Here is a 13000-nt window from a genome sequence, read left to right as displayed (position 1 = left end):
ACGTGGCGTCGTGGTTCCACTGTTCACAGAGTGCCGGCGGTCCGGGCGGGCGATCGCCCGGGACGGGGGAGGATTCGGGCAGGGAGGGCGGTTGTGCGCGGCCACCGGTCGCCGATGGCCGCATCCGGTCAGCCGAGGCAGATGACGAGCAGGCAGAGTTCCTTCGACCCGGAGTCGGAGGTGGAGGCCGCGGGCGGTTCGGCCGCCGCGGGCGGGGCTGTCGAGGGGGCCGTCGGCTGCCGGGCGTCCGAACCGGTTCCGGCGGCCGGTGCTGCCGTCGGCTCGGTGGCCGTCGAACCCGATGAGCCGGACGGGCCGGTCGCACCTGACGTGCCGGACGAGACGGCCGAACCGGCGTTGCCGGTGACGGTGTCGACGGTGTTCGGGACGGTCCTGCGCTGCGGCGAGGTCGTCAGCCGCAGTTCGCGGGGCGCGGCGGCCGCGTCCGTGTGGGGGTCCGTCGGGGTGGTGCGGGGGTCGGCGGCCCGGGACTGCTGGTGGCGCGAGGCGCGGTCGGTGTGCTGCGCGGCGCGCGGGGAGTCGTGCCGGCTCGACGTCGGCTCGGTGTAGGTGGGCGCCTCTCCCGCGGCGCCGCCCATGGTGGTGTCCTCGGGCGTCGCGGCCGCCTGCACGCCGGGCTTGGCGTTGCCGTTCATCGCGGCGACGGTCAGGCCGCCTCCGACGAGCGCGACCGCCGTCGCGACCACGGCCCGGCGCTGGTTCTTCTTCCAGCGGGCCATCTGACGGCGCCGGGCCGCCCGCCCCTCCGGGCGGGCCTCATAGCCCTCGGTGGTGCCGGTCTCCACCGGGCCGTCCTGCTCCGGAAGGCCGGAACCGGCGGCGGGGGCCTCCCGCGGCGGCGGAATCTCGTCCCATCCGGTCCCGTCGTGTCCGCTCTCGGTGGCCGGGTACTCCCAGGCCGGCTCCGCGGAGGCCAGAACGGGCGCGGGGGCGGAGGCCGGGCGGCTGAAGGCGGAGGGGTCGATGTCCGGGGCGTAGGCGCCGCACCCCGGGCAGACCAGGGCGCCGTTGAGGTGCCGACGGCACGAGGAGCAGTAGTCCATGTGTGGTTTTCCCGATCTGGCTGTTCCGGCGGCTCGCCGGCCGCGCCTGGTCACGTTCGCACGTGGGATCGAGCCGTAACGCTAACGAGACTTTGAAAGGGCCGTGTGCAGCCTGTGTGACACCCCTGCACAGATCCTCTGGATCTCGCGTGTGCCTTCGGCGGCCCATGAGTAGAACGCGCGGCATCCGGGGAAGCTCGGGCACCCACCGCCAGGACCGCGCCCCCGGCACACGCCTTCCCCAACTGCCCTGATTTTCCTGCGAACCGACGCACAACCCTTTGGGCAGGCCGCGGGTCACACCATGCAGGAGCAACCACCTCGAAGAGTTGCAAGGGGGAAATATGCGATTCACCCGTTCCGTCCTGGCCGCGTCCGCCGTGGCGGCACTGTCCGTGGGAACGATGACCGCCCTGGCGTCGCCGGCCTCGGCCGCGCCCAACACCACCCCGCAGAAGGTCTGCGGCAGCGGCTACAAGACGGTCAACTCGGCGACCGTCGGCTCGTTGGGGACCGTCTACCTGACCTACAACGCCTCCAACGGCAAGAACTGTGTGACGACCATCCGCAACAACCCGGGCACGGCCGTGGGCATGTCCGCCTGGGTCTCCGTCCCGGACACCGAGGAAAGCGACTACGACGAGGGCGTCTTCACGTCGTACGCCGGACCGACGTACGCCTACGGCAAGGGCCACTGCGTGGACTGGGGCGGCAGCATCGCCAACACGTACGTGCAGGTGTACGGCTCCAACTGCGGCTCTCTGAAGGAGCACCGGGTCACCTTCACCCGCTGACCCCCTCCGGCCGGGCCCCACGGTGACCGTGGGGCCCGGCTTTGCATGCCGTCGTTACGCCCAGGCCGTCACCGGCACGAACGAGCTGTCCTGCCGGAACAGATCCGTTCCGTCGGAGCGCTCCACGCGGAGCTGATAGGCGTAGTGGCGCAGGTAGTACCCCGGGTAGTTGTACGACTCGAAGCGGACCGAACCCGAGGAGGCGCCGGCTCGCAGGAGGAACGTGGCGTCCTTGGCGAAGGTGCTCGTGCCGTCGTTCGGGTCGAAGCGGGCGCGGAAGTCCCAGTGGCGCAGGTAGTTCCCGGCCGCGTCGCGCAAGGAGAGGCCACTGCCGTCGGCGAGACCGGCGACGACCGTGAAGGTGGCGGCCTGCTTGTCGGCGGCGCTGCTGGAGGCGCTCACCACGGGCAGATTGAGCAGCGAGGACTGCTGCTCCCAGTAGCGGGTCGAGTAGTTGGCCGAGCGGAAGGAGCGCGTGACGTTGCGCGCCAGACTCGGACCGCCCGTGACGGTCTCCTTGACGACCGTGAAGTGCCGTGCGGTGCCGGAGATCGCGGGCAGCGCGGCGGGGGCCGACCAGGTGGCGAAGGTGTCGTAGCTGTCGCTGTAGTAGTAGTTCCCGTCACCGTAACCGTCGAAGAACATCCGCCAGCCGCCGTTGTCGAGCTGCATCAGCGCCGGTCCCTCGCGGTAGCTGCCCCAGCCCGCCCAGTCACCCGTCCGGCGGATCGTGTACGGGCCGGCGAGGTTCGAGGCGGTGGCGTACTCGATGTACTTCGTCGTCTCGTTCTTCGGGAAGGCGTGGTAGGTGGAGCCGATCTTCACGATGAACGTGTCGATGTGGTTGGCGCCGATGCCGGCCAGGGCTACGGGTGAACTCCACGCCGTCAGCGCCGAGTTGGTGGCCCTGAGCAGATACGGCGTGAAGATCCACTCGTCGTTCACGGTGGAGCAGGAGACGATGATGTGCACGCTGCCGTCACTGTCGACGAACCACTCGGGCGCCCAGGCGCGGGACAGGCCCGCGACGGGGACGGTGTAGTCGTACAGGAACGTCCAGTTGACGCGGTCGGAGCTGCGGGCGAAGCCGATGGTCGTGCTGGGGTCCTGCCAGGTGTGCGTGGTGTAGATGAGGTAGTAGAAGCCGTCGGTGTGTCTGATGACGCTGGCGTCGCGGATCCGGTTCGCGGGCGGGGTGTACGCCGAGGAGCGCACCAGCCGGAAGTCGGTGCCGTCGTCGGACTGGTAGACGTTGACGGTGCCGTCGTCGCTGTCGAGGAACGGCACGATGGTGTAGCGGGTGGCCGAGCCGTTGGGGGGTGCGGCGGCCAGGGCACTGCCGAGCAGCCCGGGGGTTTCGCCGAGCAGGACCGCCGAGGCGGGCACGGCGACCAGGGCACGCAGCAGCGTGCGGCGGGACGGGGCGGCGGGGCGTGGGATCACGGGCGACTCTCCCTGGAACACCGAGGTTCGATATCCCGAACACGGTTCGGCAACTCGATCAGAAGTGGGGCTCAGAAGGTAAGGGCGGCGCGGAGGTGCGTCAATGGTTTGAACAGGTGCCGATGTGCCCAGTGAGGAGGAAGTGGCCCATGGGTGAACTTCCACTCCTGTCGTCGGCGTTCCCCCACCGGCCACCGGACGTTACCGTTCGGTAGACAAGCCGCTTCCGGAGGTGTCCGATGACGCTCGACCGTTGCGAAGGCCTGGCGGAGACCGCCCGTGCGCTGGCCGCCGGGGAGGTGACGTCGCGGGCGCTGGTCGAGCGGACGCTGGCGCGGATCGAAGCGACGCAGTCCGGTCTCAACGCCTTCCGTGTCGTCCGTGGCGAGGCCGCGCTCGCCGAGGCCGACGCCGCCGACCGTGAGCTGGCCGCGGCCGCGGACGGGGATACGGCCCAGCACCGCGCGCACCGGCCGCTGCTCGGCGTCCCGGTGGCAGTGAAGGACGACATGGACGTGGCCGGTGAGCCCACCGCGTTCGGCTGCTGCGGGGAGTTCCCGCAGGTCGCCGAGGACGGTGAGGCGGTGCGGCGGCTGCGCGCGGCCGGTGCCGTGATCATCGGCAAGACCAACACCTGCGAATTCGGGCAGTGGCCCTTCACCGAGGGACCCGCCTTCGGCGCCACCCGCAACCCGTGGAGCACGGACCACACCCCGGGCGGTTCCTCGGGCGGCTCGGCCGCCGCGGTCGCCGCCGGGCTGGTGCCGGCCGCACTCGGCTCGGACGGCGCCGGATCGGTGCGCATCCCGGCCGCCTGGACGCATCTGGTCGGCATCAAGCCGCAGCGCGGCCGGGTCTCGACCTGGCCGCGCGGTGAGTCCTTCCAGGGCATCACCGTCAACGGCACCCTGGCCCGCAGCGTGGCCGACGCGGCGCTGCTGCTGGACGCGGCGAGCGGCAACCACCCGCAGGACCCGCACCGGCCCCCGCCCGTCGACGTGTCCGGGGCCGTCGGCCGCGACCCCGGACGGCTGCGCATCGCGCTCTCCCTCAAGCCCCCGTTCACGGCGGTGCCCGCCCGGCTCCTGCCCGAGGTGCGCACCCGGGTGGTCGAACTGGCGGAGCGGCTCGCCGCGTTGGGGCACTTCGTCGAGGAGGCGGACCCGCCGTACGGGCAGATCGGGCTGACCTTCGTGCCGCGCGCCACGGCCGGGATCGCCGAGCGCGTGGTCGAGGCGCCCTTCCCGGCGTTGCTGGACCGGCGCACCCTGGGCGCGGCCCGGCTGGGACGGCTGCTCGGCGGAGCCCCGCTGCGGGCGGCCCGGCGCGCGGAGAGCGTGCTGCACCGGCGTATCGGCGGGTTCTTCACCTCCTACGACGTCGTCCTCGCGCCCACCACCGCCGCTCCCCCGCCCCGGATCGGGGCCCTGCTCGAACTGAGCGGCTTCGCCACCGACCGGGCGATGATCGCCGCCTGCCCCTACGCCTGGCCGTGGAACGTGCTGGGCTGGCCCGGCGTCAACGTGCCCGCCGGTTTCACGCCGGACGGGCTGCCGGTCGGCGCGCAGTTGCTGGGCCCGGCGAACAGCGAGCCGCTCCTGGTGCAGGTGGCCGCGCAATTGGAGGCGGAGCTGCGCTGGGCCGACATGTGGCCGTCGCCGCCGGTCACGGCACGTTCCGCCGCTGCTTGAGCGACCGTAGGCTGTTCGCATGGCGGACGCGTCGATGGTCGGGCTCATGGGGCGGGTCACCGGAACGATCGGGCCCGGGCTGGTCGGCGAGGTGATCGTCCGGGTGCGCGGCGGTGCCGAGCACTTCCTCGCCCACCCGGCTTCGGCGGCGGACCGGATCGAGACGGGCACGGTGGTGATGGTGGTCGAGTACCTGCCGCCGAGAACCGTCTACGTCACGCCCGCGTACGACAGTTGAGCCCTCTGCGACGCAGGTGAGAGCCGTACGCGTCAAGCTTGTGCCAAGGATGCCCCGGTGTCTGTACCCGGGCTCCGGGCAGGAGCACACTCCCCTTCGTTCGGTGCCGAGAGGGCACCAGGCAAAGGGGGGCGCATGCCGATGGTCGTCGGCGTCGTGGCGGGGGTGGCGGTTGCCGCCGTCCTCGCGCTGATCGGTCTGTTCAAGCTCATGTGGCGGGTCGCCGAACCCAACGAGGCACTGATCATCTCGGGGTCCAAGCACCGTACGGAGGGCATCGAGGAGGGCATGGGGTTCCGCATCGTCACCGGACGCGGGACGCTGGTGATGCCCGGCGTGCAGGCGGTGCGCAAGCTCTCGCTCGACCTGAACGAGACCGAACTCCAGGTGGACTGCGTGACCCACCAGGGCATCCCGCTGAAGGTGCGGGGCGTGGTCATCTTCAAGGTGGGCGACGACTTCGTGTCGATCGCGAACGCGGCCCGCCGCTTCCTCGACCAGCAGAAGCTGATGTCGGAGCGGGTGCACAACGTCTTCGCCGGTCATCTGCGGTCCATCGTGGGCGGGTTGACGGTCGAGGACATGATCCGGGACCGGGAGAAGCTCACCGGTCAGACGCGGGCCGCGTGCGGCACCGAGATGGAGAAGCTGGGCCTGATCGTGGACTCGCTGCAGATCCACGAGATCGAGGACCCGACCGGCTACATCCAGAACCTCGCCATGCCGCACGCGGCGGCCGTGCAGCGCGACGCGCGGATCGCTCAGGCGGAGGCCAACCGGCTGGCCACCGAGGCCGAGCAGCAGTCGTTCGCGCGGATGGCCGAGGCCACCCGGGACAGCGAAATCCTCCAGGCCGGCTATCAGGCCGAGCGCGACAAGGCGGCCGCGAAGGCCCGGCAGGCCGGACCGCTCGCCGAAGCCGGCGCCCGGCAGGAGGTCGTCGTCCAGGAGACGCGGGTGGCGGAGCTGGAGGCGCACCGGCGCGAGCAGCAACTCCAGGCGGATGTGCGCAAACCCGCCGACGCGGCGGCCTACGAGACGCGCACCCTGGCCGAGGCCGACCGCGACGCCCGGATCTCCTCGGCCCAGGCGCAGGCGAAGGAGACGGAACTGGCGGCGGCGGCCGAGGCGACCCGGGTCAAGACGGCCGCGGGCGCCGAGGCCGAGGCCACCAAGGCCCGGGGCGAGGCGGCCGCGCAGGCGACCCGCGCCACGGGTGAGGCCGAGGCCGCGGCGGCACAGGCCCGGGGCCTGGCCGAGGCCGAGGCGGCCAGGGCCAAGGGCCTCGCGGAGGCGGAGGCCATCAAGGCCCGTGCCGCCGCCCTGGCCGAGAACCAGGAGGCCGTCGTCGCCCAGCAACTCGCCGAGAACTGGCCGGAGATCGTGAAGGCCGGCGCGTCCGCCTTCGGCAATGTCGACAACATGGTGCTGCTCAACGGCGCCGACGGCATGGCGGACCTGTTCGCCAAGGCCCTGACCATGGGCGGCACGGGGCTGGGCCTGGCCCGTCAGCTGCTGGCGTCGATGGATCACAAGGGGCAGGCACCGCAGGGGGCCTCGTCCCTCAACGGGCAGACGCAGAAGGTGCCGCTGGACGACAGGTGACCCGGGCGGCTCCACCCCTTCCCCGTGACGGGCGGACCCGGAAGATGCCGTCGGACGGAAAGTGACCCGGGCGGCGTGCGCACAGAGGCAGCCTCTAGGGTGCCCCCGTGAGCACGCCTACCGATGACAACGTCCCCGGCCGTCACGGCCCCTCCGCCACCGTCCAGGCCGACCCCCGCGAGGTGGGCCCGGTGCGGACGGAGTACTCCCCCGCGCACGACGGCGACCCCGACCCGGGGGAGATCGTCTGGACGTGGGTGCCCTACGAGGAGAACGACGGGCGGGGCAAGGACCGCCCGGTGCTGGTGGTCGCCCGCGAGGCCGGCGGCACCTTCCTGGCCGTGCAGCTGTCCAGCAAGCAGCACGACGACGACCGGGAGTGGGTGGGGATCGGCAGCGGGCCGTGGGACCGGTCGGGCCGGTTCTCGTGGGTCTCCGTGGAGCGGGTGCTGCGCCTGCACGAGGACGGCATGCGCCGGGAGGCCTGCGCCCTGGACCGCATGCGGTTCAACCGGGTCAGGCGCCGCCTTCAGGAACGCTACGGCTGGAGCTGAACGCCTCCTCGAAGGCCCCCAGCACCGCACGGTCCCGCGTCCGGTCCAGGATGCCGAACACCACGTGCTCGAAGGCCTTTGCGAAGCGGCCGCCGGGCGCGAGCAGTGCCCGGAAGGCCTCCGCCACCTGCGCGGGGTCGTTGCGGAACACCCCGCAGCCCCAGGCGCCCAGGACGAGCGCGCGGTAGCCGTGGGCCGCGGCGGTCTCCAGGACGCGTTCGGCCCGGGACGCGAGGGCTCGCGGCAGTTCGGCGGCCCGCTCGGGCGCCGTGCGCAGCACCACGCCCGCGTTGGGTGCCGGCGAGGTCAGGAAACCGGCGGTGTACGGCTCGGCCAGCAGCGCGCCCCGGTCGTCACGGAAGACGGGCACGGCCGGTGAGTGGATGACACGGTCCGTGTAGAACGGGTCGCGGTGGGCCCGGTGGTGGTCGTAGAAGGCCCGGGCCCGCAGGAGGCAGGTGTACAGCGCGGAGGCCCGGCACAGGGCTTCCTCCTGGGCCTGGGCGCCGTTCAGGTAGCCGCCGCCGGGATTGCGGGCGGAGGCGAAGTTGAGCACGGCCACGTGACCGCCGAGCCGGCGGGCCGCCTCCAGGCTGCTCTCGCCCGTGACCTCGACCAGCGTCTTCCCCGCCCCGGTCACCCGATCGGCGGGCACCGGCACCGGTTCAGGACCGTACAGGCGGGTTCCCTCGCGCGCCGCCCGCAGTTCCGCGGCGATGGCGACCTCCCGGCCGTCCGGAGCCCGGTAGGCCCCGGCCGCGACGATCTGCTCGGTCTGCTGCGCGATACCGCGCAGGCGCGCGCTCACGGCGCCACCCCCGTCCGCGCCGTGACCGCGCGCCGCGCGGCCGGTCTTGTCGTGCTCACGCAGGCATCGTGGGCGATGCCGCGTCCCGGGTGCAACCGGGTTTTCGCCACGGGAGAACGCCCGGGAAAGTGCCTGGAAACTCCGGGGCGGGCCGGGTGACGGCCCGGGAACGCCCCGCTTCGCCCCCTTGTGCCGAGCGGCGTGAGCGTCTTGGGTGGGACGGGTGATCCCGGCCCGGGCCGCCGAAGAGCCCGGACCGGTGGCATGGTGGAATCTCAGGAGGATCCCGACATGTCCGATTCGGTAGGTGGCTGTACCCGGCCACGCACCTCATTGTCCGAAGCCGAGGTCGAGGCACTCGTCCGCGGCATCTGCTTCAAGACCGGCCCGCCGCGCCGCCTCGGTGTCGAGGTGGAATGGCTCGTCCACGAGCTGCGCGAACCGCGGCTCCCCGTCACGACCGAACGACTCGAAGCGGCCTACGCGGCACTGCGGCCGCTGCCCCTGAGGTCGGCGCTCACCGTGGAACCCGGCGGCCAGCTGGAGCTGAGCTCGCCCCCCGCCGCCTCACTGACGGAAGTCATCGACACCGTCTCCGCCGACCTCGACGCCGTCCGCGCGGTCCTGCGCCGCGACGACCTCGCCCTCGTCGGCATCGGCCACGATCCCTGGCACGAACCGCGCCGGTTCCTTCGCGAACCGCGCTACGACGCCATGGAAAAGTGCCTGGACCGCACGGGCCCCGCCGGCCGCGCCATGATGTGCGCCTCCGCCTCCGTGCAGGTGTGCCTGGACGCCGGCCACGAGGAGCCCGGGCCGCAGGGCCTGGTGCGGCGCTGGTGGCTGGCCCACCAGCTGGGCGCGGTCCTGGTCGCCGCGTTCGCCAACTCCCCGCTCGCCGGGCACCGGCCGACCGGCTGGCTGTCCACCCGGCAGCTGGCGTGGACCCGGATCGGCGCCGGCCGGGCGGGCGGACCGCGGCTGGACACCGACCCGCGCGGCGCCTGGGCCCGGCACGTGCTGGACTCCCCCGTGATGTGCGTACGGCGGGACGGCGGGCCCTGGGACGTCCCCGAGGGCCTCACCTTCCGGGACTGGATCCGCACGGGCGCCCCCCGGCCGCCCACCCGGGAGGACCTCGACTACCACGTCACGACGCTGTTCCCGCCGGTCAGGCCGCGCGGCCATCTCGAACTGCGCATGATCGACGCGCAGCCCGGCGACGACGGCTGGATCGTGCCGCTCGCCGTGACGGCGGCCCTGTTCGACGACCCGGAGGCCACCGAGACCGCCTACCGGGCCGTGAAGCCGCTGGCCGAGCGGACGCTGGGGCAGCCCGCACCGCACAATCCGCTGTGGCTGGACGCGGCCCGCAGCGGCCTGGCCGACACGGAACTGCGCGAGGTGGCCGTCACCTGCTTCACGACCGCGCTCGACGCCCTGCCCCGGCTCGGCGCCGCACCGGAGGTCGTCGAGGCCGTCACGGCCTATCTGGACCGCTATGTCGTCCTGGGCCGCTGCCCCGCCGACGACCTGCTCGATCGACAGCGCGGCACGGACGGTCGCGCCCACGGGAAGGACTTCCGCCGATGACCGACACCGAGCCCGCCGTCGACGCCGGCGCCGTCGACCCCGAGACGCTCCGCGCGCGGGCGGTCGCCTCCCTCGTCGTGGCCCGTGAGCGCACCACCCTGCTGACGGGCTGCGTCGAGGACCCCGACCTGACCGCGCAGCACTCGCCGCTGATGTCGCCGCTGGTGTGGGACCTGGCGCACATCGGCAACCAGGAGGAGCAGTGGCTGCTGCGGGCCGTCGCCGGGCACGAGGCGATACGCCCGGAGATCGACGGCCTCTACGACGCCTTCGAGCATCCGCGCGCGGAACGGCCGAAGCTGCCCCTGCTGTCGCCGGCCGAGGCCCGCGCGTACGCGGCCGACGTGCGCGGACGGGCACTGGACGTGCTGGAGCGGCACGCGTTCCACGGGACGCGGCTGACGGAGGCCGGGTTCGTCTTCGGGATGATCGCGCAGCACGAACAGCAGCACGACGAGACGATGCTGATCACCCATCAGCTGCGCACCGGCCCGCAGGCCCTGACCGCGCCCGACCCGGATCCGGTGCCGCTGTTCACCGGTCCGTCCGAAGTCCTGGTCCCGGGCGGCCCGTTCACGATGGGCACCTCCGACGAGCCGTGGGCCCTGGACAACGAACGCCCCGCGCACCGGCGTGAGGTGGCGCCCTTCCGCATCGACACCACCCCGGTGACGAACGGCGCCTACCAGGCCTTCATCGAGGACGGCGGCTACGGCAACCCGCGCTGGTGGGCGCCCGAGGGCTGGGCGCACATCAAAAAGCACGGCATCGACGCCCCGCTGTTCTGGCGGCGGGACGGCAAGCAGTTCCTCAGGCGCCGTTTCGGCGTCACCGAGGTCGTCCCGCCCGACGAACCGGTGCTGCACGTGTGCTGGTACGAGGCCGACGCCTACGCCCGCTGGGCGGGACGCCGGCTGCCCACCGAGGCCGAGTGGGAGAAGGCGGCCCGGCACGACCCGGCCGGTGACCGCTCGACGCGCTACCCGTGGGGCGACGCCGACCCGGGGCCCGAGCACGCCAACCTCGGCCAGCGGCACCTGCGTCCGGCACCCGCCGGGAGCTATCCGGCCGGTGAGTCGCCGCTCGGCGTGCGCCAGTTGATCGGCGACGTGTGGGAGTGGACGGCGAGCGACTTCCTGCCGTATCCGGGGTTCAAGGCGTTCCCGTACAAGGAGTACTCGGAGGTCTTCTTCGGACCCGAGTACAAGGTCCTGCGCGGTGGTTCGTTCGCCGTGGACGCGGTGGCCTGCCGGGGCACCTTCCGCAACTGGGACTATCCGATCCGCCGGCAGATCTTCTCCGGATTCCGCACGGCCCGGTCGGAGGACGTCTGATGTGCCGTCATGTGGCGTACGTGGGGCCCGAGGAGCGGCTGGGCCGGCTCCTCGTGGAGCCGCCGCACGCGCTGTACCGGCAGTCGTGGGCGCCCCGGCACCAGCGGTACGGGACGGTCAACGCGGACGGTTTCGGGGTGGGCTGGTACGCGCAGGGCGATCCGGTGCCGGCCCGCTACCGCCGGGCGGGCCCGATCTGGGCGGACCTGTCGTTCGCCGATCTCGCCCGGGTCGTACGGTCCACCGCGCTGCTGGGCGCGGTGCGGGACGCGACCCTGTCGGGCGCGGACGCGGAGGCCGCCGCGGCCCCGTTCGCCGCGGGGACCTGGCTGTTCAGCCACAACGGCGCGGTCAGGGGCTGGCCGGGCTCGCTGGCGGCCGTGTCCCGGACGCTGCCGCACGAGGACCTGCTGTCGCTGGAGGCCCGCAACGACTCGGCCCTCGTGTGGGCCCTGGTGCTGGCGCGGCTGCGGAGCGGCGACGAGGAGAGCCAGGCGATGGCCGACACCGTCCTGGAGGTCGCCGCCGCAGCCCCCGGCTCCCGGCTCAACCTCCTGCTCACCAACGGCGAGACCATCACGGCGACCGCCTGGGGCGACGCCCTGTGGTACCTCACCCGGCCCGGCGGCGGCACCGTCGTGGCCTCCGAACCCTACGACGACGATCCGCACTGGCGGGAGGTCCCCGACCGGACCCTGCTCGTGGCGAGCCGCACGGACGTGCTGCTCACGCCGCTGAAGGACCCGGCCGACGACGCCATGCCCTCCCCCTCGCCGAAGGAGTCCCGTACGTGAGCCCGTTCCACCTCACCCGCACCCTGCCCGAGGACGCCACGGACGCCGCGCTGCGCGCCGATGTCCACCGGGGCCTGACCGGCCGCCCCAAGACGCTGCCGCCGAAGTGGTTCTACGACGCGCACGGCAGCGACCTGTTCGAGAAGATCACCGAACTGCCCGAGTACTACCCGACGCGCGCCGAGCGGGAGATCCTCCTCGCGCACTCCGGCGACATCGCGGCGGCCACCCGGGCGCGCACCCTGATCGAGCTCGGCTCCGGCTCCTCGGAGAAGACCAGGCACCTGCTCGACGCCCTCACCGAGCTGCGCACCTACGTCCCGGTCGACGTCAGCGAGAGCGCCCTCACCCAGGCCGGGCAGGCGCTCGCCGCCGAGCGGCCGGGGCTCGACGTGCACGCGCTGATCGCCGACTTCACCGCGGAGCTGACCCTGCCGGACACGCCGGGCCCCCGGCTGGTGGCGTTCCTCGGCGGCACCGTCGGCAATCTGCTGCCCGCCGAACGCGCCGCGTTCCTGGCGTCCGTACGCGCCCTGCTCGCCCCGGGCGACGCCCTGCTGCTGGGCACGGACCTGGTCAAGGACGAGGAGGTGCTGGTCCGGGCGTACGACGACGGGGCCGGGGTGACGGCCGCGTTCAACAAGAACGTCCTGACCGTGATCAACCGGGAGCTGGGAGCCGACTTCGAACCCGCCGCGTTCGACCATGTGGCGCTGTGGGACGCCGGGCACGAATGGATCGAGATGCGGCTGCGTTCCCGCACGGCGCAGACCGTCAAGGTGCCGGCGCTGGACCTCGCCGTCGACTTCGCCGCGGGCGAGGAGATGCGGACGGAGGTGTCGGCCAAGTTCCGGCAGGAGGGCGTACGCGGTGAACTGTCCGCGGCGGGGCTGGAGCTGGCCCACTGGTGGACGGACGGCGCGGGCCGGTTCGCGCTGTCGCTGAGCGTGGCGCGCTGACACCGGGGAACCCGGGGGCGGCGGTGACGGCGGGAGTCGACGTCTCGCGCTTCGCCGCCCTTTGGGGCAAGGTGGAATGACGCGTGACACTCCCGGCACAGGAACGTCATGGGAACAGGAGCA

12 protein-coding genes are annotated in these 13000 nt (G+C 72.8%); 9 read left to right on the top strand and 3 right to left on the bottom strand.

The genetic code is table 11. The features are described 5' to 3' along the window. Positions 1-128 precede the first annotated feature (128 nt). Positions 129-1064: an SCO2400 family protein gene (locus tag AC0665_RS12240; protein WP_478704938.1), complete on the bottom strand. Its 936-nt coding sequence runs from the start codon at positions 1062-1064 to the stop codon at positions 129-131. A 344-nt stretch (positions 1065-1408) separates the two neighbouring features. On the opposite strand from AC0665_RS12240, the gene AC0665_RS12235 reads away from it, so the two are divergent. Continuing rightward, positions 1409-1858, top strand: coding sequence for a spore-associated protein (locus AC0665_RS12235; protein ID WP_468404360.1), 450 nt, complete (start codon positions 1409-1411; stop codon positions 1856-1858). 54 nt (positions 1859-1912) lie between these two features. On the opposite strand, the gene AC0665_RS12230 is transcribed toward AC0665_RS12235, so the two are convergent. Beyond that, on the bottom strand, positions 1913-3301 hold the full coding sequence (locus AC0665_RS12230) for a glycoside hydrolase family 43 protein (protein ID WP_478704937.1): 1389 nt from the start codon (positions 3299-3301) through the stop codon (positions 1913-1915). 239 nt (positions 3302-3540) lie between these two features. Between AC0665_RS12230 and AC0665_RS12225 the strand changes: the two genes are divergently transcribed. The 4 genes from AC0665_RS12225 (at position 3541) to AC0665_RS12210 (ending at position 7389) form a co-directional block, all read left to right on the top strand. Continuing rightward, positions 3541-4992 (top strand): amidase, encoded by a 1452-nt coding sequence (locus tag AC0665_RS12225; RefSeq protein ID WP_478704936.1) that lies wholly within the window; start codon positions 3541-3543, stop codon positions 4990-4992. A gap of 19 nt (positions 4993-5011) precedes the next feature. Next, complete coding sequence (locus tag AC0665_RS12220; protein ID WP_362238327.1) at positions 5012-5230, top strand: hypothetical protein; 219 nt, start codon at positions 5012-5014, stop codon at positions 5228-5230. Between the two features lie 135 nt (positions 5231-5365). Then, positions 5366-6835, top strand: coding sequence for an SPFH domain-containing protein (locus tag AC0665_RS12215; RefSeq protein WP_366049605.1), 1470 nt, complete (start codon positions 5366-5368; stop codon positions 6833-6835). 107 nt (positions 6836-6942) lie between these two features. Continuing rightward, positions 6943-7389 (top strand): type II toxin-antitoxin system PemK/MazF family toxin, encoded by a 447-nt coding sequence (locus AC0665_RS12210; protein WP_363116612.1) that lies wholly within the window; start codon positions 6943-6945, stop codon positions 7387-7389. On the opposite strand, the gene AC0665_RS12205 is transcribed toward AC0665_RS12210, so the two are convergent. Continuing rightward, complete coding sequence (locus AC0665_RS12205) at positions 7352-8197, bottom strand: TIGR02452 family protein (RefSeq protein WP_478704935.1); 846 nt, start codon at positions 8195-8197, stop codon at positions 7352-7354. The two genes, AC0665_RS12210 and AC0665_RS12205, sit on opposite strands and share 38 nt — an antisense overlap. 291 nt (positions 8198-8488) lie before the next feature. On the opposite strand from AC0665_RS12205, the gene egtA reads away from it, so the two are divergent. The 4 genes from egtA to egtD are packed head-to-tail and all read left to right on the top strand — an operon-like array spanning position 8489 to position 12877. Beyond that, positions 8489-9790 (top strand): ergothioneine biosynthesis glutamate--cysteine ligase EgtA, encoded by a 1302-nt coding sequence (egtA, locus tag AC0665_RS12200; protein ID WP_468632756.1) that lies wholly within the window; start codon positions 8489-8491, stop codon positions 9788-9790. Continuing rightward, a complete protein-coding gene (gene egtB / locus AC0665_RS12195; protein WP_478605738.1) occupies positions 9787-11124 on the top strand; it encodes an ergothioneine biosynthesis protein EgtB in 1338 nt (445 codons plus the stop codon). Before egtA ends, egtB begins: the two co-directional genes overlap by 4 nt. Next, on the top strand, positions 11124-11918 hold the full coding sequence (egtC, locus tag AC0665_RS12190) for an ergothioneine biosynthesis protein EgtC (RefSeq protein ID WP_468404348.1): 795 nt from the start codon (positions 11124-11126) through the stop codon (positions 11916-11918). Before egtB ends, egtC begins: the two co-directional genes overlap by 1 nt. Next, a complete protein-coding gene (gene egtD / locus AC0665_RS12185) occupies positions 11915-12877 on the top strand; it encodes an L-histidine N(alpha)-methyltransferase (protein WP_468404346.1) in 963 nt (320 codons plus the stop codon). The genes egtC and egtD overlap by 4 nt, the downstream gene beginning before the upstream one ends. Positions 12878-13000 lie beyond the last annotated feature (123 nt).

Source organism: Streptomyces sp. NPDC043685 (assembly GCF_056436585.1).
The sequence above is the reverse complement of the archived record's forward strand: the minus strand, read 5'-3'. Positions and strand labels throughout refer to the sequence as shown.